Origin of the sequence: Neoroseomonas marina (assembly GCF_012927745.1) — a bacterium.
In the GTDB taxonomy this organism is placed as follows: domain Bacteria; phylum Pseudomonadota; class Alphaproteobacteria; order Acetobacterales; family Acetobacteraceae; genus Neoroseomonas; species Neoroseomonas marina.
Genome location: NZ_JABBKX010000001.1, coordinates 627,530 through 650,672 on the forward strand (window position 1 = coordinate 627,530; position 23,143 = coordinate 650,672).

The 23,143-nt window shown below is 73.5% G+C and carries 23 protein-coding genes; 5 read left to right on the top strand and 18 right to left on the bottom strand.

Annotation, left to right across the window (positions count from 1 at the left end):
- The first annotated feature begins 7 nt into the window (after nt 1-7).
- The 4 genes from GWK16_RS03030 (at nt 8) to GWK16_RS03045 (ending at nt 3,989) form a co-directional block, all read left to right on the top strand.
- Nucleotides 8-463: a DUF6481 family protein gene (locus GWK16_RS03030; RefSeq protein WP_170052472.1), complete on the top strand. Its 456-nt coding sequence runs from the start codon at nt 8-10 to the stop codon at nt 461-463.
- Between the two features lie 37 nt (nt 464-500).
- A complete protein-coding gene (locus tag GWK16_RS03035; protein ID WP_170052473.1) occupies nt 501-686 on the top strand; it encodes a hypothetical protein in 186 nt (61 codons plus the stop codon).
- A 175-nt stretch (nt 687-861) separates the two neighbouring features.
- Nucleotides 862-1,881, top strand: coding sequence for an NADP-dependent oxidoreductase (locus GWK16_RS03040; protein ID WP_170052474.1), 1,020 nt, complete (start codon nt 862-864; stop codon nt 1,879-1,881).
- 65 nt (nt 1,882-1,946) lie between these two features.
- Nucleotides 1,947-3,989: a sensor histidine kinase gene (locus tag GWK16_RS03045; RefSeq protein WP_170052475.1), complete on the top strand. Its 2,043-nt coding sequence runs from the start codon at nt 1,947-1,949 to the stop codon at nt 3,987-3,989.
- A gap of 77 nt (nt 3,990-4,066) precedes the next feature.
- On the opposite strand, the gene GWK16_RS03050 is transcribed toward GWK16_RS03045, so the two are convergent.
- On the bottom strand, nt 4,067-5,134 hold the full coding sequence (locus tag GWK16_RS03050; RefSeq protein ID WP_170052476.1) for an LLM class flavin-dependent oxidoreductase: 1,068 nt from the start codon (nt 5,132-5,134) through the stop codon (nt 4,067-4,069).
- A gap of 120 nt (nt 5,135-5,254) precedes the next feature.
- On the opposite strand from GWK16_RS03050, the gene GWK16_RS03055 reads away from it, so the two are divergent.
- A complete protein-coding gene (locus GWK16_RS03055) occupies nt 5,255-6,202 on the top strand; it encodes a tripartite tricarboxylate transporter substrate-binding protein (protein ID WP_170052477.1) in 948 nt (315 codons plus the stop codon).
- Here GWK16_RS03055 and GWK16_RS03060 read toward each other — a convergent pair whose 3' ends face one another.
- The 17 genes from GWK16_RS03060 to proB form a co-directional block, all read right to left on the bottom strand.
- Nucleotides 6,203-6,685, bottom strand: a complete 483-nt coding sequence (locus tag GWK16_RS03060) for an RNA pyrophosphohydrolase (protein WP_170052478.1) — start codon at nt 6,683-6,685, stop codon at nt 6,203-6,205.
- Nucleotides 6,682-7,824, bottom strand: a complete 1,143-nt coding sequence (locus GWK16_RS03065; protein ID WP_170052479.1) for a divergent polysaccharide deacetylase family protein — start codon at nt 7,822-7,824, stop codon at nt 6,682-6,684. Before GWK16_RS03065 ends, GWK16_RS03060 begins: the two co-directional genes overlap by 4 nt.
- Before the next feature lie 29 nt (nt 7,825-7,853).
- The gene (locus tag GWK16_RS03070) at nt 7,854-9,242 is read right to left on the bottom strand and encodes a S41 family peptidase (protein ID WP_170052480.1); all 1,389 of its coding nucleotides are present in this window, start codon (nt 9,240-9,242) and stop codon (nt 7,854-7,856) included.
- Nucleotides 9,243-9,368: 126 nt separating this feature from the next.
- Nucleotides 9,369-10,592, bottom strand: coding sequence for a murein hydrolase activator EnvC family protein (locus GWK16_RS03075; RefSeq protein ID WP_211187035.1), 1,224 nt, complete (start codon nt 10,590-10,592; stop codon nt 9,369-9,371).
- Between the two features lie 135 nt (nt 10,593-10,727).
- The gene (locus GWK16_RS03080) at nt 10,728-11,696 is read right to left on the bottom strand and encodes a Bug family tripartite tricarboxylate transporter substrate binding protein (RefSeq protein ID WP_170052482.1); all 969 of its coding nucleotides are present in this window, start codon (nt 11,694-11,696) and stop codon (nt 10,728-10,730) included.
- A 197-nt stretch (nt 11,697-11,893) separates the two neighbouring features.
- The gene (gene gpmI / locus GWK16_RS03085) at nt 11,894-13,432 is read right to left on the bottom strand and encodes a 2,3-bisphosphoglycerate-independent phosphoglycerate mutase (protein ID WP_170052483.1); all 1,539 of its coding nucleotides are present in this window, start codon (nt 13,430-13,432) and stop codon (nt 11,894-11,896) included.
- A gap of 63 nt (nt 13,433-13,495) precedes the next feature.
- Nucleotides 13,496-13,897, bottom strand: coding sequence for a DUF1398 domain-containing protein (locus GWK16_RS03090; protein ID WP_170052484.1), 402 nt, complete (start codon nt 13,895-13,897; stop codon nt 13,496-13,498).
- 11 nt (nt 13,898-13,908) lie between these two features.
- Complete coding sequence (locus GWK16_RS03095; RefSeq protein WP_170052485.1) at nt 13,909-14,364, bottom strand: MarR family winged helix-turn-helix transcriptional regulator; 456 nt, start codon at nt 14,362-14,364, stop codon at nt 13,909-13,911.
- A 66-nt stretch (nt 14,365-14,430) separates the two neighbouring features.
- On the bottom strand, nt 14,431-15,108 hold the full coding sequence (locus GWK16_RS03100) for an NnrU family protein (RefSeq protein ID WP_170052486.1): 678 nt from the start codon (nt 15,106-15,108) through the stop codon (nt 14,431-14,433).
- Nucleotides 15,109-15,147: 39 nt separating this feature from the next.
- Nucleotides 15,148-15,579 (bottom strand): 23S rRNA (pseudouridine(1915)-N(3))-methyltransferase RlmH, encoded by a 432-nt coding sequence (locus GWK16_RS03105; RefSeq protein ID WP_170052487.1) that lies wholly within the window; start codon nt 15,577-15,579, stop codon nt 15,148-15,150.
- A 19-nt stretch (nt 15,580-15,598) separates the two neighbouring features.
- Nucleotides 15,599-16,162, bottom strand: a complete 564-nt coding sequence (gene rsfS / locus GWK16_RS25670) for a ribosome silencing factor (RefSeq protein ID WP_338144383.1) — start codon at nt 16,160-16,162, stop codon at nt 15,599-15,601.
- A gap of 245 nt (nt 16,163-16,407) precedes the next feature.
- A complete protein-coding gene (locus GWK16_RS03115) occupies nt 16,408-17,037 on the bottom strand; it encodes a nicotinate-nucleotide adenylyltransferase (RefSeq protein ID WP_338144384.1) in 630 nt (209 codons plus the stop codon).
- Nucleotides 17,038-17,122: 85 nt separating this feature from the next.
- Nucleotides 17,123-17,878 carry a hypothetical protein gene (locus GWK16_RS03120; RefSeq protein ID WP_170052489.1) on the bottom strand — a complete coding sequence of 252 codons (756 nt, stop codon included), beginning with the start codon at nt 17,876-17,878 and terminating at the stop codon, nt 17,123-17,125.
- Entirely contained in the window at nt 17,875-19,131 is a 1,257-nt protein-coding gene (locus GWK16_RS03125) for a glutamate-5-semialdehyde dehydrogenase (RefSeq protein WP_408903901.1), read from the bottom strand. The genes GWK16_RS03120 and GWK16_RS03125 overlap by 4 nt, the downstream gene beginning before the upstream one ends.
- A 106-nt stretch (nt 19,132-19,237) precedes the next feature.
- Nucleotides 19,238-20,722, bottom strand: coding sequence for an ABC transporter substrate-binding protein (locus GWK16_RS03130; RefSeq protein WP_170052490.1), 1,485 nt, complete (start codon nt 20,720-20,722; stop codon nt 19,238-19,240).
- Nucleotides 20,723-20,966: 244 nt separating this feature from the next.
- Nucleotides 20,967-21,941: a Bug family tripartite tricarboxylate transporter substrate binding protein gene (locus GWK16_RS03135; protein WP_170052491.1), complete on the bottom strand. Its 975-nt coding sequence runs from the start codon at nt 21,939-21,941 to the stop codon at nt 20,967-20,969.
- 55 nt (nt 21,942-21,996) lie between these two features.
- A complete protein-coding gene (gene proB / locus GWK16_RS03140) occupies nt 21,997-23,115 on the bottom strand; it encodes a glutamate 5-kinase (RefSeq protein WP_170052492.1) in 1,119 nt (372 codons plus the stop codon).
- Nucleotides 23,116-23,143: the final 28 nt, after the last annotated feature.

Here is a 23,143-nt window from a genome sequence, read left to right on the forward strand (position 1 = left end):
AGCCAAGATGCAAGGTCTGAAGCGCGACGACTTCAATTCCCGCCGCCAAGCCGCGGAAGACGCCAAGAAGGCCATGATGGAGCGGTTCCGCGCGCAGCCGCGCCCGGACGATCCCGTGGTGCAGGAGCGCCTGGCCCAGCAGCGGGCGGTCGCCGAGGCCCGTGAGGCGCGCCGCGCGCAGCGCGAGGCCGAACGCGCCGCCGCCGCCGAGGCTGCCGCCGCCGAGGCAGCCCGCCTGGCGGAGGAGGAAGCGGCGCGTGCCGCCGCCGCCGCCGCGGAAGCCGCCGCGCAGGCCCGTCGCGATGCCGAAGCCGCCCGCGCCGCCGCCGAGGCGGCGATGGAACAGGAACAGCGCGCCGCGCTGATCGAAGCCGAGAAGAAGGCGCGGGCGCTCGCGCTCGCCGCCGAACAGAAGGCGCTGCGCGACGCGCGCTACGCCGCCCGGAAGGCGCGCCGCAAGTAAGGCGCGCCACCCCCCTCCCGCGAGAAAGGACCCGTCCATGAGCTACCAGGACGCTGAGACCGCCAGCCCGAAGGCGGAGACGAACATCGAGGACGAGATCGCCTACCTCGCGAAGCGGCATCGCATCTCGCCCGCCATCGTGCGCGAGATCGTCCGCCGCTCCGGCGCGACCGAGCGCAGCTCGATCGAGCGTGAGATCGCGAAGGGCAAGGCGCGCCGCTGACGCGCGGTCCGATCGGGCGGCACCGGCCCGCACCCCCACCCGGCAGGCCCTTGGCTGGCCGGATGAGGGGTGCGGGCCGGTGTCGTTTCGGGCCTCCGCGGGCTTCCCTGCCCGGCACCCAGCCTCGTCGCGCCGCCGCGACCATGCCATCCTCCGGCGAGACCGGAGGACCGCCATGGCCGAAACCAACCTGCAGATCCTGCTGAAGCGCCGTCCCGTCGGCGCGCCCCTGGAAGCGGATTTCGACATCGTCGAAACCCCGGTGCCCGAGCCCGGCGACGGGCAGGTGCTGGTGCGCGCCCGCTACCTCTCGCTCGATCCCTACATGCGCGGGCGGATGGCGGATGCGAAATCCTACGCCAAGCCCGTCGCGCTCGGCGCGGTGATGGAAGGCCAGACGGCCGGCGAGGTCGTCGCCTCCCGCCACCCCGGCTTCAAGCCGGGCGACATCGTGCTCGGCGGCTATGGCTGGCAGCGCTTCTCGGTCGTCGGGCCGGAGCGGCTGTTCAAGGTGCCCGAGGCCGATCCGCCGCTGTCGAGCAGCCTCGGCGTCCTCGGCATGCCCGGCCTGACCGCCTGGACCGGACTGGAAGACATCGGCCAACCCAAGGCGGGCGAGACGGTCGTGGTCTCCGCCGCCTCGGGCGCCGTCGGCCAGGTGGTCGGGCAGATCGCGAAGATCCGCGGCTGCAAGGTCGTCGGCGTCGCCGGCGGGGCGAAGAAGTGCGACTTCGTCGTCAAGGAACTTGGCTTCGACGCCTGTCTCGACCACCACGGGGACCTCGAAGCGCAGCTCGACGCCGCGGCACCCGAGGGCATCGACGTCTACTGGGAGAATGTCGGCGGCAAGACGCAGGCCGCGGTGTTCCCGCGCTTCCGCGACTTCGGCCGCATGGTGATGTGCGGCATGATCGCCCAGTACAACGAGGCGCCGGGCGCCGATGCCTCGGGCGCGCCGCCGGGCCCGAACCTCGGCCCCGTGGTGCGCAAGCGCCTGCGCATCCAGGGCTTCATCGTCAGCGACAGCGGCTGGTCGCGCTACGCCACCTTCCGGTCCGAGATGGAAGGCTGGATCCGGGCCGGCCGGCTCCGCTGGCGAGAGGACGTGGTCGAAGACCTGCGCAACGCCCCCCGAGCCTTCATCGGCCTGCTGAAGGGCGAGAACTTCGGCAAGCTCGTCGTCAGGATCGATTGAACGCCGTGCCGAGGAAGTAACTGGACAGCGGTGGAGCCGGTCGGGATACCTCGGCAGGCTCCACGATGGATCAGCTCGCACCGAAGACGCGCCTGGACGCGACACTGCTGGAACCGAGCCGCCACGCGCTCCCGCCGTGGCGCAGCCGGCGGCCCTTGCTGTTGCTCGCGGCCGTCCTGCTGGTGCCGGCGCTGATCCTCGGCGCCGCTTGCCGCAGCGCCTGGCACGCTGCCTGGGCCGAGGCCGATCGCGAGCTGGCCGTCAGCGCGGAAGCCGCCCGCGAATTCGCCCTCCGCGTCGTCGAGGGCCAGGCCCGGCTGTCGGCGCGCGTCGCCGACGCCATCGCCGGCCTCGACGATGCCGCCCTGCAACAGCGCGAGCCGGTCCTGCGCGACAGGATCGCGCGGATGATCTCGGGCATCCCGCTCGTACGTGCCGTGATCGTTACCGGCGAGGCGGACGACGTGCTGCTCATGGCCGCCCCTTCCGGCGAGCCGCCGGTGCCCGTGCCATCACTTCCTCGCGATGAACTCGTCGCCATCGGGACCCATCTGTCGATGAGCCCGGCCTTCGCACCGGCGTCGGGACGCGCTCCGCTCGTGATGCTCGCGCAGGAACGCCTCGCGGCGCCGGGCATGGTCGTGGTGCTGCTCGACGCGAACCGCCTGGGCACCGGGCTGGGGCGCGCCCGCGCGGACGCGGCGGACTCCGCCGCCCTGATCCGGACCGACGGGCAGATCATCGCCCGCCAGCCGCCGATGCCCGCCCCTGCGCCGCGGCTCGGGCCCTCGCAACCGCTGGTCGCCGCCTTCGCCGCGGGGCTGACGGAAGGGCGCGTGGACGGCGTCACCCCGCGGGACGGGCACCCGGTGCTGGTCCGTTTCGCCGTGCTCGGCAGCCATCCTTCGCTCGCGGTCGCGGTCGAGCGTCCGCGCGCCGCCATCATCGACCGCTGGTGGCGGGCCGCGACCCCGCTGCTGCTGATCGGCGTGCCGGCGATCCTCGCCCTCGGCGCCTTCGGGTGGGTGGTGCGGCGCCAGCAATTCGCGCTCGAGGACACGCTGGCCGGGCTCGAGGAGCGCGTGGCCGAGCGCACCGCCTCCGTCCGCGAGGGCGAGGAGCGGCTGCGCATGGCGATCGACGCCGGCCGCTTCGGCACCTGGGAGACGAACCTCAAGACCGGCCAGACGACGCGTTCGGCGCGCACGGTCGAGATCCTCGCCCTCGACCCCAACCAGACGACGAGCCCCTTCGAGGACTGGGTTGCGCGCATCCATCCCGCCGATCGCGGCCGCGTGCTCGAGGCCTGGAACCGGGCCGCGACCGGGCGCGGGACCGGGTATCGCGAGGAGTACCGCTACACGGGCGCCGATGGCCGCTGGCGTTGGCTCGAGAGCAGCGGCGCGGTGGTCGGCGTGGAACCCCTCACCGGCATGCCGGAGCGCATCTCCGGCATGGTGCGGGACATCACGGCCCGGCGCGAAGCGGATGAACGCCGGCAGATCCTGATGCAGGAGGTCAATCATCGTGCACGCAACTCGCTCGCGATCGTCCAGGCGATCCTGCGTCTGTCGCGGGCCGAGGATGCGGCGACCTATGCCCGGGTGGTGGAAGGGCGCGTCGCCGCGCTCGCGCGGGCGCAGTCGCTGCTGGCCGCGGAACGCTGGACGGGGGCGCCGCTGCAGGCGGTGATCGCGGAGGAACTGGCGCCCTATGGCGGCATGCAGCCTGCGAAGGGCGACATCAGCCCCCGCTTCGTCCTGACCGGCGGGCCCGTGCGCCTGCGGGCGCAGGCGGTCCAGCCGCTCAGCATCGTCTTCCACGAGCTCGCGACCAATGCGGCCAAGCACGGCGCGCTGTCGGCGCCCGAGGGGCGCGTCGCGGTGTCGTGGCACGTCGACGAACATGCCGGCCTTCTGTCGATCCGCTGGGTGGAAAGCGGCGGGCCGGTGCCTGGGCTGCCGTCGCGTCGCGGCGTCGGGTCGCGCGTCATGGAAGCGACCATCGCCGGCCAGCTCGCCGGGTCGCTCGACCGCCGCTGGCCCGATGGCGGGCTGGTCTGCGAAATCCGGGTGCCGCTGTCGCGCGTGCGCGCGGGACCGACTTAGGACACCCGCCGATCAGGCCGCGCTACCTGGCCCGGCATGGTGCGGTCATCGCGGGCGTCGGGCGAACGCCCCGACCGTCATTCGGCCGCGGCCGATACCGCCGGGGCCGCGAAACGCGGCGCGACCTCTTCCATGAACAGGCGGATCGACGCCGCAGCCGTCGCGGCCGGCATGGGCCCGAGCCGGAAGGAACAGATGACGCCGCCGACGCCCGCCGCCTCGATCTCGGCCATCTTCGCCGCGACCGTCGCGGGCGATCCGGCGATCAGCGCATGGCTCGGGTTCACGCGCGCGGGCGGCACCTCCTCCTTCTTCATGATGATGCCCTGCTCGGCATAGATGCGTTCGCGCAGCGCCTTGCGGTGTTCCTGCATCGCCTCGAAGGCGGGGATGCCGATGCGCTCGGCTTCGGCATCGGTCTCGGCGACGACGACGTTCCGCCACACCCAGGATTCGTCGAGGCAGCGCGCGATGTGCGCCGCATCGAAGCCCGCTTCGGCCATTGCGGCGCGATAGAGCGCGAGGCGCTTCGCGGTCGTCTCGTTCGACTGCACGTTCATCAGGAAGGGCACGCCGCGACGCGCCAGGTGCAGCGCGCCGGCCTCGGAGGACGCCGCGCGGATCAGGTAGGGATGCGGCTGGGTGAAGGGCTGCGGGCGCAGCCGCGGCACCTTCAGCGTCCAATGCTTGCCCACGTGGCTGAAGCCCTCGGGGCTGGTCCAGGCCTTGAGCATGATGCCCTCGGCCTCCTCGTAGCGCTCGAGCGCTTCCTCGTGCGGGATGCCATAGCCCTGGTATTCGTAGACATTGTAGGCGGTGCCGCGGCCGAGACCGACGATCACCCGCCCGCGGCCGAGGTTGTCGAGCAGCGACATCTGCTCCGCGAGCCGCATCGGATGGTGCAGCGACACCTGCGCGACCGCGAAGCCGACCTTGATGCGCTTCGTCGCGGCAAGAACGGCGGCGGCGAAGGTCACCGGGTCGACATAGGCGCAATTGCCGTCGAAGTGGTGCTCGGCGAGCCAGAGCACCTCGACGCCGAGCTCGTCGCAGAGCTTCGCCTCGGCGATGCAGTCGGCGATGACATCCGCGTCGCGGCCGGGGTCGCGGCTCTCGGGAAAGAGGAAATTGCTGAAGCGCAGCATCCGGACCTCTCCGCGGGGATGCAGAAAGCCTATCCGAACGGCGCGGGCACGCAACCTTCGCGCTTGCGGCGGCAATTCGCCGCGCTAGGCTTCCTGCGTCAGAATGGGGATCGGCCGCCGGTGAGCACGCGTCGCATCCTGATCGCCGCAGGCCTCGCCCTGCCCGCGCTGCGCGCCCGCGCGCAGGACCGTCCGGTGCAGATCCAGGTCGGCTTCGCGCCGGGCGGCAACATCGATCTCGCCGCGCGCATGGCGGCGCCCTTCCTCGAGAAGCATCTCGGCGGCACGCCGATCATCGTGGTGAACAAGCCCGGCGCGGGCGGGATGCTGATGCTGAACGATGTCGCGGCCGCCGCGCCGGACGGGCGCAACGTGGCGCTGGTCTCCTTCCCGGCGCTCGTCACGGCGCTCTACGACAACACGCCGCGCTACCGCGTCGATTCCTTCGCCTATGCCGGACTGCTGACCGACGAGCCCTACACCGTCTTCGTCGGCACCGGCACGCCCTTCCGAACGCTGCGCGACCTTGTCGCGGCTGCGCGCGACGCGCCGGAGACGATCACCATCGCGGGTGCGGGCGTGGGCAGCGCGCCGCACCTCGCGCTCATGGCGATCGAGCGCGCCGCCGGCGTGCGCTTCACCTGGGTGCCGACGCAGGGCGCGGGCCAGGCGATGCAGCTCGTCCAGGGCGGGCATGTGGCGGGGTCGATCTCGACCGTCAGCCTGACGGTGCGCGCGCATATCCAGGGCGCGCTGCGCGTCGTCGCGATCCTCGAACGCGACCGCTGGGACAAGGCGCCCGACCTGCCGACGGGCTTCGAGCAGGGCGTGCCGGTCGCCGCCGGTTCCGCGCGCGGCTTCGCGCTGCCCGCGGCGACGCCCGAGCCGATCGTCGCGCGGTGGCAGGAAGCGATCCGCCGCACGGCGAACGATCCCGAATTCACCGCGCTCGCCGAGCGCGACTTCCTGATCGTGCGCCACTTGGACCGCCCGACGATGACGCGCTTCGTCGAGGAACAGGCCCGCGAATACGGCGAACTGTGGCGAACGACGCCCTGGCGCCGCTGATCAGCGCGCGAAGCGCGCGAATTCCCGCGCGAGGTCCTCGTAGATCGCGCGCTTGAACGCGACGGCGAGCGCCGGAAGGTCCGCGAGCGGCGCCCAGCGCCACGCGTCGAATTCCGGATGCGGGTCCAGGTCGAGCCGGATGTCGGCCTCGGCGCCGGTGAAGCGCAGCGCGAACCATTTCTGCCGCTGCCCGCGATACTTCCCGCCCAGCGCCTTGCCGATCAGGTCCGACGGCAGGTCATAGGTCAGCCAGCGCGGATGCTCGGCGAGGATCTCGGCGCGCGCGGTGCCGATCTCCTCCTCCAGTTCGCGGAAGACGGCGACGGCCGGGTCCTCGCCCTTGTCCATGCCGCCCTGCGGCAATTGCCAGCCGCCCGGCGCGCCTTCGGCGTTGGGCAGGTCGGCGCGGCGCGCGACCAGCACCAGGCCGGCGTGGTTGAACAGCACCGCGCCGACATTGTCGCGGTAGGGCAGGTCCTTCATGGGGCGCTCGCGGGACGGAGGGGCGAGGAGTCGGAGGCGCTGCCCTCCGGCCGCCGGATCATGGCCGAGACGGGGGCGAGCACCAGCCCCCGCGCATCGAGCCCCTGCGCCCAGGCGGCGATGCGCTCGACGACGACGGGGCTGGCGGATCCCGACAGGCCCAGCGCGGCGCCGCGCTCGCGCGCGAGGCCCTCGAGTTCCGCCAGGCGCCGGTCGATCTCCCCGCGCGTGCCGCCCGGTTCGTCCAGCACGAGGTCGACGCTGCGGCCCCAGGCACGCGCGGGTGATGCAGCACCAGGCCGCGGGTCGACATAGAGCACGCCACGGCGGAACAGCACCTCCTGCACCGCGCCGATGGCATCCGGCAGCGCGGCGAAGCGTTCCCCGCGCATGCCGCCGATCGCCCCGATGGCGCCGACATAGCCCTGGGCCCGCGACAGGGACCAGTCGAGCAGGTCGAGGTTCTCTGCCATCGGCCGCCCGGTCAGCAGGGCGCGGTCGCCAGGGTCATTCGTCGGATATCCGGCGGGTTCCATCGGGATGGCGATCAGCGTCTCCATCCCGCGTTCCCGCGCGCGTTCGGCCGCCTGGCCGGGGCGCACGGCATAGGGTGACAGCGCCAGGGCAACGGCGGGAGGCAGGCGGCGGATCGCGTCGTCGGTCTGGGTGGCGGACAGGCCGATGTCCGAGACGATGATGCCGATGCGCGGGCGGGTGTCGCGCCGGTCGAACTCCCGCGCATAGGCGCGGATGGAGGTCCGGCCATCGGCGCCGATGCGCGGCAGCGCGCCGTGGCGCCCGGTCTCGAGCAGGGCCGGGTCGGGCGCCGGGATGGGCCGGCCGGCGGCCGAGGCGGGCGCGGGCGCTGCCGCGAGGGGCGGCGGTTCGGGCGCGGCGGGCATCGGTGCCGGCGCCGCGGGTCGCGCTTCGGCGGCGGGAGGCTCCGGCACCGCGGCTGGGGGCGCCGCCGGCGACGCTTCCGCGACGGCTGGCGAAGGGTCGGACGACGGCGTCTGCGGCTGGCCCGAGGCCTCGGCCGGCGGCTCCGGCGGCCCGAGCTGATGCAGCCGCCATGCGGTGCCGGCCCCGCCGAGCGCGACCACCGCCCAGAACACGCCGAGCCACCGCCAGCCTGGCACGCGCATCCCGCCGCGCGTCCCGTGGGCCGTCAGCGTACCGAGGCGCGACGCTGCGGATTCGGCGCCGCCGCGATGCCGCGCAGCAGTTGCAGCGCCTGTTGCAGCTGGTGGTCGGTCTCGGGCTTGGTCGGGTCGAAGGTCGGCGCGCCCTCGGCAGGGTCGCGCTGCACGCGCTCGACCAGGCCGGCGGGCAGGTTCAGCGGCGGCAGCGGCGGGGCGGCCTGCTGCTGGCCGCCATTGTCGTTGCGCAGCGCGCGGCGCAGGTCGGCCTCGCGGTCGCGTCGCGCCGCGGCGGCCTGGTTGCCTTCCTCGCGCGTCGCCCGCACCTCGACGTCCGGCTCGATGCCGGTCGCCTGGATGGAACGGCCGGACGGCGTGTAGTAGCGCGCCGTGGTCAGGCGGATCGCGCCATTGCCCGGGATGGGCATGACGGTCTGGACGCTGCCCTTGCCGAAGGATTTGGTGCCGAGAACGATCGCGCGGCGGTGGTCCTGCAGCGCGCCGGCGACGATCTCGCTGGCGCTGGCCGAGCCGCCGTTGATCAGCACGATGATCGGCAGCCCTTGCGCGATGTCGCCCGAACGCGCGTTCCAGCGCTGCGAATCCTCGGCGCGGCGGGCGCGGGTCGACACGATCTCCCCCTGGTCGAGGAAGTCGTCCGAGACCTGCACCGCCTGGTCGAGCAACCCGCCGGGGTTGTTGCGCAGGTCGAGCACGATGCCCTTGAGGTTGTTCCCCGCCTGCTGGCGGATCTGCTGCATGGCGCGGCGCAGCCCAACCTCGGTCTGCTCGTTGAAGGAGGTCAGGCGGATGTAGCCGACGTCGCCGCCCTCGACGCGGAAGCGCACCACCTGGGGCCGGATCACGTCGCGCGTCAGGGTCAGCTCGACCGGCCGGTCCGAGCCTTCGCGCCGGATGGTCAGGCGGATCGAGGTGCCGCGCTCGCCGCGCATCTGTTCGACCGCTTCCTGCAGCGTCAGCCCCTGGACGGAATTGCCATTGAGGTGGGTGATGAGGTCGCCCGGCTTCACGCCGGCGCGTGCGGCGGGCGTCTCGTCGATCGGCGAGATGACCTTGATGTACCCGCCTTCCTGCGTGACCTCGATGCCGAGCCCGCCGAACTCGCCGCGGGTCTGCACCTGCATGTCGCGGTACATGCGCGCGTTCATGTAGGAGGAATGGGGATCGAGGCCCGTCAACATGCCGTTGATGGCGTTCTCGATGGCATCGCGGTCGTTGACCGGCTCGACATACTCGGCGCGGATGCGTTCGAAGACGTCGCCGAACAGGTTGAGCAGCCTGTAGGTCTCCGCCCGGTTGCCGCCGTCCTGGGCCCAGGCCGCCACGAGCGGGCCCGCCACGAAGCCAGCCGCAAAAGCCGCCCCGATCGCCGCGTAGGTGCCGGTCCTGCGCCGCATGCCAATTCCTTCCGTTCCTGCCGGCCGGCCGATGGTCGCCGGCGGCAATGTTGCATCCTACCGCGCAACCGGGCGCCGAGGCAGCCCGAAACCACGTCGATACACCACCGTTACCTCCGCCCCGGCCTAGCCGGCGCCCGGCCGCGCCGGCCCGAGCCAGGGCTGCGGGTCCACGGGCCGGCCATCGCGCCGCAGCTCCAGGTAGAGCCGCGCGCGGCCGCCCTCCCCTTCCGCCATGACGCCGACCGGCTCGCCCGCCAGCACCCGGGTCCCGGTCGCGGCGTCGAGCCGGCCCAGGCCGGCGAGCACCACATGGTGACCGTCGTTGCACTCGACAATCAGCAGCAGGCCATAACTTCGGAAAGGGCCACTGAACACGGCGCGCCCCGCGCAGGGGCTCACGACTCGCGCGCCGGGCGGCGCCGCGACCGTCAGGCCCCGCGCCGGGCCGCCCTCGACGGCGTCCCCGAAGGCCCGAACGACCCTGCCGGCCACCGGCTGGGCCCGCGGGCCGGGTGCCGCGGCGACCGCGGCGGATTCGGCGGCCGGCGGCGCGGCCGGGGGCGGTTCGGGCACGGGCCGGCCGGCCCGGCGGGCCGCGCGCTCCTCCCGGGCGCGGGCAGCGGCCTCGGCCCTGTCGCGCGCCGCCGCGGCAGCGGCCTCGCGGGCGCGTTCCCGTTCGAGTCGCGTTAGCATGTCGGCAAGGTCCGAAGCGCGCGCCAGCGCTTCCTGGGCCCGGCGGCCGGCCTCGCGCTCCGCCTGGCGGGCCTCCGCCTCCCGCATGCGGGCGGCGGCGATCTCGGCATCGAGGGCGCGGGCGGAGGAGAGCGCCTCTTCGCGCGCCGCGGCCACGAGGGCGGCTTCGGCCGCGGCGACCCGCATACGGCGAGCGGCCTCCTCATCCGCCGCGCGCAGGGCGTCGACGTCCCGCCGGATCTGCCGCGCGACGCCTTGGAGCACGAGCACGCCGCGCAAGGCCTCCTCGGGCGGCTGGGGAATCGCGAGCAGGGTTTCCGCCGGCCAAAGCGACAGCCGGCGCATGACGGGCATCAGCGGCGCCAGCGCGGCCGCGCGGCGCTCGACCTCGGCCCGAGCGGCAAGGGCGGCCTCGGCCGCGGCGCGTTCGCGCTCCTGCGCGGCTTCCAGGACCGTCTCGGCGCGCTGGACACGTTCCGCCATGGCGACACGCTGCCGGGCCAGGCCGCGCTCAAGCTCGGCCGCTTCCTGCGCCAGGCGCGCGGCCTCGGCCGCCGCGGCCCGTTCGGCCTCGGCAGTCCGGCGCGCGTCCTGGAGGGCCTCACGCGTCGGCTGCGCGAGGCCCGTTGCCGGCAGGCCGAGGCCAGCCAGCACCAAGGCGACAATGAAATGCGGCGGTCTGATCGCGCCGGGCCTCCGTTTCCGCCGCCACGGCGGCAGGCGGCGGGCACCCCAGGAAAGCAGCCGCAACCGCGCCGCCGCAACCAATGGCGCCGCGCGGCGCCGCCGTCACTGCACGCGGATGTTCCGCGCCCGCACGATGTCCCGCCACTTGGCGTTCTCGGCCGCGAAATAGGTCGGCCAGGCATCCGGGCCGGTCACCATCGGCACCACCGCAAGCGCGGCGAGGCGCTGGCGAGTCTCCTGCGCTTCCATCGCCGCGCGGGCGACGTCGTTGGCGCGGCGGACGATTTCGGGCGGCAGGCCGGCGGGGGCCTGCAGGGCGATATGCTCCTCCACCACCACGCCGGGGAAGCCCTGCTCGGCGAAGGTCGGGATCTCCGGCGCCAGCGGGCTGCGTTCGCGCGAAGCGACGGCAAGTGCGCGCAGCGTGCCGGCCTGGATCTGCGGCAGGATGCCGGAGGCCGCCTGGAAGACCATCGGCGTCTCGTTGGCGATGACGCCCTGCACCGCCGGTCCGCCGCCGCGATAGCCGACATCGGGAATGGTCAGCCGCGCTTCCTGCAGGAAGAGCTCGGTGGCGAGATGCGTCGAGGAGCCGATGCCCGAATTCGCATAGGTGATGCGGTGGTCGGGGCGGCGCGCCATCTCGACGAACTCCGCCAGGCTCCGCGCCGGGAAGTCCTTGTTCACCACCATGATGATCGGCATGGCGGCGAGCAGGCCGATGCCGATCAGGTCGCGTTCGTTGTCATAGGGCAGCTGATAGAGCCACGGCGCCATCGCATAGGTGCTGACGGTGCTGACCAGCAGCGTATAGCCGTCGGGCCGGGCCCGCGCGACCGAGGCGAAGCCGATCGTGCCGTTCGCGCCGGTGCGGTTGTCCACCACGAAGGACCGGCCGGTGTCCTGCGACAGCCGCTGGGCGACGATGCGCGCCACCGCGTCGGTCGACCCGCCGGCCGCCCAGGGGACGACGAGCGTCACGGGGCGGCTCGGCCAGGCGTCCTGGGCCGTCGCGGCGCGCGCGAAACCGATGGCGCCGGCCGCGGCAAGGGTCGAGCGTCGGGTGATCAAGCGTTCCTCCATCCCCGTTGTCATGGGCGTCCCGCCTTTTATCGCGTGACAGGCGCCACGCAACGCGGGGTCTGCGGCAGCGCGTGCAGCACGATCCGCAGGGACGGGTGCGCAAGGGTGGCGACGGATCGCGCCGTCCCGGGGGTGGCCGCGGACCGGTGGGCTGCCACGCCCACCGACGTCCGTCCGCTGGGTCCTTACCGGGGCCCGATCAGGGAATGCCCCGTCATCGCCGCCGGCTGCGCAACCCCCAGCAGCGCCAGCAGCGTCGGCGCGATATCCGCGAGCCGCCCATCGGCCAGGCGCGCCCCGGCCGGCCCGCCCATCAGCATCGCCGGCACCGGGTTCGTCGTGTGGGCCGTGTGCGGGCCGCCCGTCGCCGGGTCGCGCATCAGTTCGGCATTGCCGTGGTCCGCGGTGACGAACAGCGCCCCGCCGGCGGCGCGCACCGCATCCGCAATCCGCCCGAGACCCGCATCCACCGCCTCGACCGCCTTCGTCGCGGCCTCGAGGCTGCCGGTGTGGCCGACCATGTCGGCATTGGCGAAGTTCAGCACGATCAGGTCGTAGGTGCCCGAACCGATCGCGGCGACGGCCTTGTCGGTCAGTTCCGGCGCCGACATCTCGGGCTGCAGGTCATAGGTCGCGACCTTGGGGGAAGCGACGAGGATGCGCTCCTCTCCCGCGAAAGGAGTCTCCTCCCCGCCGTTCAGGAAGTAGGTGACGTGCGGGTACTTCTCGGTCTCCGCCATGCGGAGCTGCTTGAGCCCGGCCTTGGCGACCACCGCGCCGAGGATGTCGTCCATCGACTGCGGCGCGAACAGCGTCGCGAGGAAGGGGTTCAGCGCCTCGCTGTACTCGGTCATGCCCGCCGCGGCGGCGAAGCGCACCACGCGCTTGCGCGCGAAGCCGGCAAAGCCCGGATCGAGGAAGGCGGCGAGGAGCTGCCGCACCCGGTCGGCGCGGAAGTTGAAGCACAGGATCCCGTCGCCATCCCGCATCCCGGCATAGTCGCCGATGACGGTCGCGGGGATGAACTCGTCGGTCTTGCCGGCGTCGTGGGCGGCGGCGATGGCGGCCTGGGCGGTCGCGGCATGCGCGCCCTCCCCCACCGTCATCGCGTCATAGGCCTGGCTCACGCGTTCCCAGCGATTGTCGCGGTCCATCGCGAAATAGCGGCCGATGACGGTGGCGACGGAGACGCCGGGCAGGGCCGCGATGTCGGCCTCGAACTTCGCGAGGAAATCGGGCGCGGCCTTGGGCGCGGTATCGCGCCCGTCGGTCAGGGCATGGATGGCAACCTTCACGCCCGCGCCGGACAACACGCGCGCCAGGGCCACCGCATGGTCCTGGTGGGCATGCACCCCGCCCGGGGAGAGCAGCCCGACCAGATGGCAGGTGCCACCCGAGGCCTTGAGCGCCGCGATCAGCCCCGTCAGCGCCGGAAGCTGCGCCATGGACCCATCCGCGATGGCGTTGCCGATGCGCGGCAGGTCCTGCACCACCACGCGCCCGGCGCCGATGTTGAGGTGCCCGACCTCGGAATTGCCCATCTGCCCGTCCGGCAGCCCGACATCGGCACCGGAGGTGCGCAGGAAGGCGTGCGGGCAGTCGGCCCAGAGCCGGTCGAAGGCGGGCGTGCGTGCCTGCCGCACGGCGTTGTCGGCGCGGTCCTCACGCCATCCCCAGCCATCGAGGATGACGAGCATCACGGGGCGCGGGCGGGTGGCGGTCATGGCAGGATCCTCAACTCGCGGGGGGCTTAACCCCGGCCGCGGCCGCCCGGCAAGGCCAGGGGGTCATTGCGGAAACTGCTCGACATGGGTTTCGGCGGTGCGGCCGGAATAGACCGCACGCCGGCCGGGGAAGGACACGACGTAGCCGACGCAGCCCGCCGCCATCGCCTTGGCGCAGAAGCCGCCATAGGTGTAGCCGGGCACCTGCTGCTGCGCTTCGCGGATCGCGGCGCGGAGCGCGCCGACGTCGAAGGGACCGCCGATCGCGATGGCATGGCGCGGCGTGGACAGCACGACGCTGTCGCCATCGGGCAGGTAGTAGGTCGCGGTCGAGCGCCGGTAGTCGATGGCGTAGCTCTCGAAGCCGGCCTCGATCAGTCGCCCGACGATCTGCGGGAAGCTGGCGGCGCCGGTCTCGGCGTCGTCGAGGCATCGGGCGGCGATCGCCGCGAGACGTTCGTCCATTGGGTCCTCTCCTAGTCGATGGCGACGGCGGTCGCCCCGAGCCGGGCCGCCGTGTCCTTGAGGATCCGGTCGAGCGCAGCGCGATCCGCCGGCGCGAGGTGCGCGAAGCAGGCCGCGTCGTTGGCATCGGCCAGGGCGGCCAGGCGCGGGACGAGATCGCGCGCCGGCGCGGTCAGGACGAGGGTCTGCGCGCGCCCGTCCTCCGCGCTCGCCTCCCGCAGCAGGAGGCCCTTGGCGACGAGCCGGTCGGCCAGCCTGGTCACCGCGCCGCGTGTCAGGCCCATGCGGTCGGCGAGCCGGCTCGGCGCCATCGGCGCCTCGTCGAACATCACCCGCATCACGGCCCATTCCGCCACGGTCACGCCCTGGTCGGCGAGCCGCCGGGCGAAGGCCTGCGAGACATGGTTCGACACCTGGCGCAGCCAGAAGCCGAGATGGTCGGTGAGGTCGGAAACGCTGGCGGTCATGGCGGACCCTTTGATTGACTAGGAAACTACACGATCTGGCTTCCTAGTCAATCAAATCGCCCTGCATCAGCCGAAGATCAGCACCGGCACCCCGAACAGCCTGGCATGGGCGTGCAACACCCCGGCCCAGAGCAGCACCCCCACCGCCGGCGCCAGCCAGCCGATCTCGCCGGGCACGAAGCGGTTGCGTCCCGCCAGGATGGCGCCGAAGGGCAGGATCGAGGTCGCCGCGGCGAAGCCTGGCCAGGCCTCGGCGTGCCGCCGCGCCATCTTGGCGTCGATCGAGGGCATGCCGGCGAGCGCGGTGACCAGGAAGGCCCCGAAGAAGACGATCGCCGCCGTGTCGCCGTTGCCGAGGATGTGCACCGCCGCCCAAAGCGCGAAGGCGCAGAGCATCGGATGCCGTGTCACCCGCTGGATGCCCCGCGGACCCCGGGCAATCAGCCCAGCGCCGCCCATCGCCGTCGGGTTGCCGATCAGCGAGCAGGCGAACAACACGAAGCCCGGCAGCATCAGCAGCGCCAGGATCCAGCGCAGCCATCCCGGCGCGAACCAAAGCGGCGTCGTTGCCGCCCCCTGCCAGGCGGACACCAGCAGCCCGATCGACGCGACCGAGGCGATGGAGAATGCGATCGTGAAGCTTCCCTCCCCCAGCACCGCCACGCAGCGGTCCCGCAGGGAGGTGCCGGACACGCCGACATGGACGAAGACCCAGAGCACGGCGGCGAGGATCAGCAGGATCATCGGGAGATCATCTGGCGGCGCTGGGGGCGCCGTCCAGGGTCACGGCCGCCAGGCGCGGTGATAGGGGTGGTTCTGTCGGATCGCCTGGGCGCGGTAGAGCTGTTCCGCCAGCATCCCGCGCACGAGGAAATGCGGCCAGGTCATCGGCCCGAGCGCGATGCGGTGTTCCGCCCGCGCGGTCACCGCGGGGTCGAGGCCCTCCGCCCCGCCGATCAGGAAGCAGACGCTGCGTCCGCTTTCCTCCCAGCGGGCGAGCAGGGCGGCGAAGCGCTCGCTGTCCGGCGCCTCGCCACCCAGGTCGAGGGCGACGGCCAGCGCGTCGGCCGGCAACGCGGCGATCAGGGCCGCGCCCTCGCGCTTCCGCACCTCGCCCGCGGAGCCACGGGCTTCGGGGATCTCGGCGACCTCGGGCGGCGGGCGGAGGCGCGCGGCGTAATGCGCGTAGAGCGCGGCCTCCGGCCCCGCCTTCATCCGCCCGACGGCGAGGATCCTAACCGGGCGTGGCGTCGGCCGCCCCCGGGCTCTCGGGACCCCACATGCGCTCGATGCGGTAGAGCTCGCGGGCCTCGGGGCGGAAGAGGTGGATCACCAGGTCGCCCGCGTCGATGAGCACCCAGTCCGGCGAGGCCTGGATGGAACTCCGCTTGAGGCTCAGCCCGGCCTTGCCCAGTGCCTCATCGAGGTGGGTCGCCATCGCCTGGAGCTGCCGCTCGACCATGCCGGTCGCGATGATCAGCCGGTCCGCGTAGTCGGCGCGGCCCGTGACGTCGAGCAGGACGATGTTCTCGGCCTTGTCGTCCTCGAGACTCTTGATCGCCGCGGCGACGAGGAGGGAGAGGCGGTCGGGCGAGAGCTTCTCCCGCTTGCGGTTGCGCGGGGGACGGGGGGCGGCGGGCGCGGCCTTGGCGGCGGGTGTCGCCTTCGCCTTGGCCTTGGTCGCCGGAGCGGCCTTCGCCTTCGCAGCCGGGACGGTCTTGGCGGCGGTCTTCGGCGCAGCCTTCGCGGCCGATTTCGCCGGCGCCTTCGTCACGGCCTTCGCCGGCGCCTTCGTCACGGCCTTCGCCGGCGCCTTCGTGACGGCCTTCGCCGGCGCCTTCGTCGCGGCCTTCGGCTTGGCCGGCGCCTTCGGCTTCGCGGCGGCCTTGGTGGCAGACGCCTTCGGCTTCGCCGCGGCCTTCGCGGGCGCCGCGGGCTTGCGCGCAGCCGTCTTCGGCGCGGCAGCCTTGGCCTTCGCGGCCGGCTTCGCTGCCGCCGTCGCCTTCGGCGCGGCCTCGGTCTCGGTGGTCTTCGGCGTGCGGGCTATGGCCCCCTCCTCTCGCCCAACTCGTGCTGTTCCGCCCGCGCCGCCCGGATGGCGGTCGCGGAGGCGGCGTGCTCCCGGGCCGGAACCAAGCACCAAGGCGCGTGCGGCGCAAAGGATTCCGTCAGCAGCGCCCCCGGCGCCTGCCGGTGGCGCGCCAGGACATGCGCCGCGCGGCCGGCCAGCGCCTTGCGCGTCCAGCCCGGCCTCGGCAGCACCGCGATCGCCGTGTCGCGCGCCATCTCCCGCCAGCGACGCCAGCGCGGCAGCTGCACGAGGTTGTCCGCGCCGATCACCAGCACGAAGCGGGCGCGCGGAAAGCGACGGCGCAACACGCGCAGCGTGTCGGCGGTGAAACGCGTGCCGAGGTCGCGCTCGATATCGGTGGCAATGAGGCGCCGTCCATCCGCGATGCGACGTGCCGAGGCCAGCCGTTCCGGCAGCGGCGCCATGCCCGCCACCGGCTTCAGCGGATTGCCGGGCGAGACCATCAGCCACACCTCGTCCAGCCGCAGCGCACGCCGCGCCATGTCGGCCACATGCCGGTGCCCCGCATGCGCCGGGTTGAAGGACCCGCCGAGCAGCCCGATGCGCCGCGCCCGGGAATCGCCGAACCGCGCCGGCGTCACCGCGCGTGGCACCCCGTTGGGCGATGTCTCGGCATGGGCGGCATCGGGTGGTTCCTCCGGTGCCGGAGTCTAGCGGCGGCGCCGGTCAGCGGAAATCCACCCGCACCACGCCGAGGCCCGGCACCGCGAGGCGCCAGGATTCCCCCGGCCGCGGCACGATCGGCGCCGGGGCGGCGAGCAGCGCGACATGCTCGCCGGCGCGCAGCGGCCGGCCTTCCGCGGCCAGGTCGCGCGCCAGTGCCGCCAGCAGCGCGTCCGGCGGCGCGGCGAGGCCCAGCCCCGCCAGGCTCGCCACCACCGACCCATCCGCCTGCAGCACCGCATCGGTCGCGAGCGTCGCGACATCGCCGACCGGCACGGCCGTGCCCGTCACGCCGAGCCGCAGGCCGAGATTGCCCGCGATGCGCGCCTCGGTTCCCGCCAACGGCGTGGCGGCGAGGTCGAGCAGCGCGAGGTAGGGGCTCGCCGCCTCGGCGCGCCCGCCTTCCCCGATCCGCAGCAGGACGCCTGGCGCGATGGCGGGGCGGGCGCCGTAGCCGGCCTCGATCACCGCGCCGGACTCCGCGCGGAGGTTGGCGAAGAACAGCGCGCCCTGCAGCGGCGGGGTCGCCTCCGCCGCCAGCGCGACGCCGCCGACATCGCCCCAGGGCTGGGCGAGGATCGAGACCAGCCGGGCCTGCGCGCAGCGCGCATCGGCTGCCGTCAGGTCGGGGAACGGCGCCGGCACCCGGCGTTCCAGCAGCGCCTGCGCGAAGCGGGCGACGGTCGCGGTGTCCGGGCAGGCCGCAGCGGCCGGCGCGGCGGCCAGCAGGGCGATGGCGACGAGGGCCGCGCGCCTCACGGCCGCGTCTGGCCGGTCCCGATGACGTGGTAGCGATAGGTGCAGAGCTGCTCCACGCCCACGGGACCCCGCGCATGCAGCCGGCCGGTGGCGATGCCGATCTCGGCGCCGAAGCCGAACTCGCCGCCGTCGCAGAACTGCGTCGAGGCATTCCACAGCCCGACCGCGGAATCGATGCCGTCGAGGAAGGCGCGCGCCGCGGCCTCGTCCTGCGTGACGATCGCTTCCGTGTGCTCCGAGCCGAAGCGGCGGATATGCGCGAGCGCCGCGTCGATCCCGTCGACCACCTTCACCGCCAGGATGGCGTCGAGCCATTCGGTCGCGAAATCCTGATCGGTCGCCGCCGTCAGGCCCGGCACGATCGTCCGCGCGCGGTCATCGGCGCGGAAGTCGCAGCCGAGGGCGCGCAGGTCCTCGATCAGCAGCGGCAGCAGCGTGGGCGCGATGGCGGCATCGATCAGCAGCGTCTCGGTCGCACCGCAGACGCCGGTGCGGCGCATCTTCGCGTTCGCCAGGATGCTGCGCGCCATCGCCGGGTCGGCCGCGGCGTGGATGTAGGTGTGGCAGAGCCCCTCGGCATGGGCGAGGACCGGCACACGCGCTTCCTCGAGCACGCGCGTCACCAGCCCCTTGCCGCCGCGCGGCACGATCAGGTCGATCAAGCCGGAGGCGCGCAGCATGGCGCCGACGAAGGCACGGTCGGCGGTCGGCGCGACCTGCACCGCGGCCTCGGGCAGGCCGGCGGCGCGCAGGCCCTCGACCATGCAGGCGTGGATGGCGGTGGCGGAGCGGAGGCTCTCGGACCCGCCGCGCAGGATCACCGCATTGCCCGACTTCAGGCAGAGCGCGGCGGCATCGGCCGTCACGTTCGGGCGGCTTTCGAAGATCATGCCGATCACGCCGAGCGGCTGGGCGATGCGGCGGATCACGAGCCCGTTCGGACGCGTCCATTCGGACAGCACGCGACCCACGGGATCGGGCAACGCCGCGACCTCCTCGAGGCCCTTGGCCATCGCCTCGATGCGGGCGGGCGTCAGGGTCAGCCGGTCGCGGAAGGCGTCGGTCAGGCCGGGCGCGGCCTCGAGGTCCGCGGCATTGGCGGCGAGCAGCGCCTCGGTCCGCGCGCGCAGGGCGGCGGCGGCGGCATGCAGGGCGGCGGTCTTCACCGGGGCCGGGGCGCGCGCGACCGTGCCGGCCGCCTCGCGCGCGGCGCGGGCAGCGGTGTCGAGAAGGCGGGCGGCGTCCTGGGCGATGGCGTTCACGGCAATCCTGCTCCTGCCCGCAACCGGTCGCGGGCGGCATGGTCATAGGACAAGGCTGCCGACGAACATAGTGCGCCGGCGGGCCTGGCGCAGGGGCCTAGCGCGCGGGCAGGCGCAGGCCGGCGAAGCGGATGATCCCGTCGGGCGCGGGCTGGAAGCCCTCGATCCCGGCCCGCAGGCCCCAGAACCAGCGGTGGTGGTAGAGGATCAGGTGGGGCCGGTCGGCCATCCAGCGTTCCGCCGCCGCGTGGTATTGCGCGCGCCGCACCGCCGGATCGGTGCTGCGGCGGGCGGCGGCCAGCGCCGCGTCCACCTCGGGGCTCGCATACTTGCCCCAGTTCAGGAATCCGTCGCTCGCCATCCAGATCGCGACATTGCCGTCCGGGTCCGGCCGCCCGGACCAGATGACGATCGCGGCATCGTAGTCGCCGCGCTGGGTGGCGGCGACCATGGTGCTCGCCTCCAGCGTCTCGATGCGGATGTCGAAGCCACCCTCGGCCGCCATGGCCTGGACGATCTGCGCGACCTGCGCCTCGACCGGGTTGTTCGCGACCTTGAGCGTGAAGGCGAAGCGGTCGTGCCCCGCCTGGCGCAGCAGCGCCCGCGCGCGCGCCGGGTCGCGCGGCGGCGCGGCGAGATCGGCGAAGTGATAGGGCGTGCCCGGCGCCTCGGGCTGGTTCGACGGGACGAAGAGGCCCTCGAGCGCCACCTGGTTGATGATCGCGCGGTCGATGCTGCGCTCGAAGGCCTCCCGCACGCGCGGATCGCGCAGCGCGCCGGTCGCGGTGTTGATCGAGATGGTCTGGTAGGCGATCGCCGTCGCCTCGGCGAGCTGCAGCCGCCGGTCGCGCCGCACTTCCCCGACGTCGGAGGGCGACAGGCGCTCGATGATGTCGAGCTGCCCGGCGCGCAGGTTCAGCAGCCGCACCGTGCCGTCCGGGATGGGCAGGAAGACCAGGCGCTCGGCGTTGATGTTCGCGGCGTTCCAGTGGCCGGCGAAGCGTTCCAGCTCGATGCGGTCCTGCGGGATGCGGCGGGTCAGGCGGAAGGGGCCGGAGCAGACCGGCTCGTCGCGGATGCGCTCGCCGAGGCGCGCGAGCGCGGCGGGCGACATGATCATCCCCGCGCGGTCCGACAGCACCGAGAGCAGCGGCGCATAGGGCTCGGACAGCCGGATCACCACCGTGGTGGGGTCCGGCGCCTCCACCGCGCTGACCGGGCGGAGTTCGGTACGGCGGCGGGATTCGCGGGCGCTGCGGTAGCGCTCGAGGTTGACGCGCACCGCCTCGGCATCGAGCGGCGTGCCGTCATGGAAGCGCGCATCGCCGCGGATGGTCAGGGTCAGCGACAGCCCGTCCGGCGCCCATGCCCAGCGCGTCGCGAGTTCCGGCCGGAAGGCGAGGTCCGGACCGACATCGAGCAGCTTGTCGCACAGCGCCGAGAAGACCGTGCGTTCCACGAAGGACCCGCTGACAGCGGGGTCGAGCACGTTCGGGTCGGAGCTGATGCCGATGCGCAGGGTCTGCGCGCCCGCCGGCGCCGCGATCAGGACCGAGAGCAGCAGGGCGGCGATGCGGCGCATGAGCAGCTTCCTTCTCAGCGCCATGATGCTGGTCCGCGCGCGGCACGGGCGCAAGCCGCCGGCCGTGATGCCCTTCAGCGTGGCGCGCCGGGGGCCATCCGCGCTGCCGGGCGCGGCCGACGATCACGGGCAGGGCCCGGGCATGGCACGTCGCGCGCGCGGCGTCTCAGGCAGCCCGCCATCGCGGAATGACGGTGCATCTCCATCCCACCACGGCAACGCCCGGCAGTGCGCGTCCGGACGCCTATTCGATGCGGATGCCGCTGTCCCGAATGATCGGTTCCCACTTCACGCGTTCGGCCTCCCAGGCGGCGGCGAACTGCGTCGCCGTGGTCGGCATGGGCTCGAGCCCGTTGCGGTTCAGCGTCGCCGTCACCTCCGCGTCCTCGAGCGCCGCGCGCATCGCGGCGTTGAGCCGCGCGATGGCGGGTTCGGGCGTGCCGCGCGGGGCGACGACCGCGTACCACCCCGGCACGTCGAAGCCCGGGACGCCGGACTCCGCGACGGTCGGGACGTCCGGCAGCAGGCGGGACCGCTGGATCGTCGGCACGGCCAGCGCGCGGAGCCGACCCGACTGCACATGGGGCAGGACGGACGGCGCGGTGGCGAAGGAGAAGTCGATGCGCCCCGACAGCAGGTCCGTCGCGATCAGCGCGCCGCCGCGGTAGTGCACCGGCACCGTCTCGATTCCCGCCATGCGGTCGAACAGCACGCCGGCGAGGTGCGGGCTGCCGGCGATGCCGCTGGTGCCATAGGACAGCCGCCCTGGCGCGGCCTTGGCCGCCGCGATCAGCTCCGCGGTGCTGCGCCAGGGCCGGTCGGCCGGCACCACCAGGATGTTGAACAGGTCGACCGCGATCGAGACCGGCACCAGGTCGCGCTGCGGATCGAAGGCGAGGCGCATCACCATCGGGCTGACCACCAGCGCGCCGAGAGTCGCGAGCAGCAGGGTGTGGCCATCGGCCGGGCTGCGCGCGGCGGCCTCGGTCGCGATGTTGGACCCGGCGCCGGGGCGATTGTCGACGATCACGGGCTGCCCGAGCGCATCGCCCATCTTCGGGGTGAAGCTGCGCGCCGCGATGTCGACGGCGCCGCCCGGCGTGAAGCCCACCAGCATGCGCAGCGGACGGTTGGGGAAGGCGTCCTGCGCCAGCGCGGGGCAGGCGAGCGGCAGGGTGGCGGCGGCGATCAGCGCGCGGCGCGGCAGGCGAAGGGTCATGTCGTTCCGTCCCGGTTTCGCCCTGTGTCGCACGGGGCCGGCCGGGGACGGAAGATCAGAGCAGCACGAGGTCGTCGCGGTGGATGATCTCGTCGCGGCCGCGCCAGCCGAGGATGGCTTCGAGTTCCTCGCTCCGATGCCCCGCGATGCGCCGCGCGGCGTCCGCATCATACGCCGAGAGGCCGCGGGCAAGCTCGTGCCCGGCCTCGTCGCGCACGCTGAGCGGGTCGCCGCGCTCGAAACTGCCTTCCACGGCGCGCACGCCGGCCGGCAGCAGGGAGGAACCGCGCGACAGGGCCCGCGCCGCGCCCGCGTCGACCGTCAGCACGCCAAGCGGGGCGATGCTGCCCGCGATCCAGCGCTTGCGCGCGGTGCGGCCTTCGGGGGCCGGCAGGAACCAGGTGCAGCGTGCGCCATCGAGCATGGCGGCCAGCGGATTGTCCCGCTTGCCCAGCGCGATCGCCATGGCGCAGCCCGCCCCGGTCGCGATGCGCGCGGCGATCAGCTTGGTGCGCATGCCACCCGAGGAATAGCCGGGCGGCGGCTCGCCCCCCATGGCCATGATCTCGTCGGTCAGGCGCTCGACCACCGGCAGGTGGGCGGCGGCAGGATCCTTGCGCGGATCGGCGGTGTAGAGGCCGTCGATGTCCGACAGTAGCACCAGCGCATCGGCACTGATCATCTCCGCGACGCGCGCAGCGAGGCGATCGTTGTCGCCGAAGCGGATCTCGGCGGTGGCGACGGTGTCGTTCTCGTTGATGACGGGCACGCAGCCGAGGCCGAGCAGCGTCGCGATGGTCGCGCGCGCATTGAGGTAGCGGCGGCGGTCCTCGGAATCCTCGAGCGTCAGCAGCAGCTGCGCCGCGTTCATGCCGTGGGCCGACAGCGCTTCCTGCCAGGCGCCCGCAAGGCGGATCTGGCCGACGGCGGCCGCGGCCTGCTTCTCCTCGAGCCGCAGCTTGCGCCGCGTGAGCCCCAGCGCCCGGCGCGCGAGCGCGATGGCGCCGGAGGAGACCAGCACGACCTCCTTGCCCTGCGCCCGCAGCGCGGCGACGTCGGCCGCGACGGAGGCGAGCCAGCCGCTGTGCGGCGTGGCCGTCTTCTCGTCCACCACCAGGGCGGAGCCGATCTTGACAACGATGCGCTTCGCGCTGGCGAGGGTGGTCTCGGACATGGTCGGCGGCTGTTAGCATGCGGGACGT

Bases quoted from the DNA above. Each gene is read 5' to 3' on its own strand.
- GWK16_RS03030 (WP_170052472.1), top strand. From the start codon at position 8: ATGCAAGGTCTGAAGCGCGACGACTTCAATTCCCGCCGCCAAGCCGCG.
- GWK16_RS03035 (WP_170052473.1), top strand. From the start codon at position 501: ATGAGCTACCAGGACGCTGAGACCGCCAGCCCGAAGGCGGAGACGAAC.
- GWK16_RS03040 (WP_170052474.1), top strand. From the start codon at position 862: ATGGCCGAAACCAACCTGCAGATCCTGCTGAAGCGCCGTCCCGTCGGC.
- GWK16_RS03045 (WP_170052475.1), top strand. From the start codon at position 1,947: ATGGATCAGCTCGCACCGAAGACGCGCCTGGACGCGACACTGCTGGAA.
- GWK16_RS03050 (WP_170052476.1), bottom strand. From the start codon at position 5,134: ATGCTGCGCTTCAGCAATTTCCTCTTTCCCGAGAGCCGCGACCCCGGC.
- GWK16_RS03060 (WP_170052478.1), bottom strand. From the start codon at position 6,685: ATGAAGGACCTGCCCTACCGCGACAATGTCGGCGCGGTGCTGTTCAAC.
- GWK16_RS03070 (WP_170052480.1), bottom strand. From the start codon at position 9,242: ATGCGGCGCAGGACCGGCACCTACGCGGCGATCGGGGCGGCTTTTGCG.
- gpmI (WP_170052483.1), bottom strand. From the start codon at position 13,432: ATGACCGCCACCCGCCCGCGCCCCGTGATGCTCGTCATCCTCGATGGC.
- GWK16_RS03090 (WP_170052484.1), bottom strand. From the start codon at position 13,897: ATGGACGAACGTCTCGCGGCGATCGCCGCCCGATGCCTCGACGACGCC.
- GWK16_RS03095 (WP_170052485.1), bottom strand. From the start codon at position 14,364: ATGACCGCCAGCGTTTCCGACCTCACCGACCATCTCGGCTTCTGGCTG.
- GWK16_RS03100 (WP_170052486.1), bottom strand. From the start codon at position 15,108: ATGATCCTGCTGATCCTCGCCGCCGTGCTCTGGGTCTTCGTCCATGTC.
- GWK16_RS03105 (WP_170052487.1), bottom strand. From the start codon at position 15,579: ATGAAGGCGGGGCCGGAGGCCGCGCTCTACGCGCATTACGCCGCGCGC.
- GWK16_RS03130 (WP_170052490.1), bottom strand. From the start codon at position 20,722: ATGCGCCGCATCGCCGCCCTGCTGCTCTCGGTCCTGATCGCGGCGCCG.
- GWK16_RS03135 (WP_170052491.1), bottom strand. From the start codon at position 21,941: ATGACCCTTCGCCTGCCGCGCCGCGCGCTGATCGCCGCCGCCACCCTG.
- proB (WP_170052492.1), bottom strand. From the start codon at position 23,115: ATGTCCGAGACCACCCTCGCCAGCGCGAAGCGCATCGTTGTCAAGATC.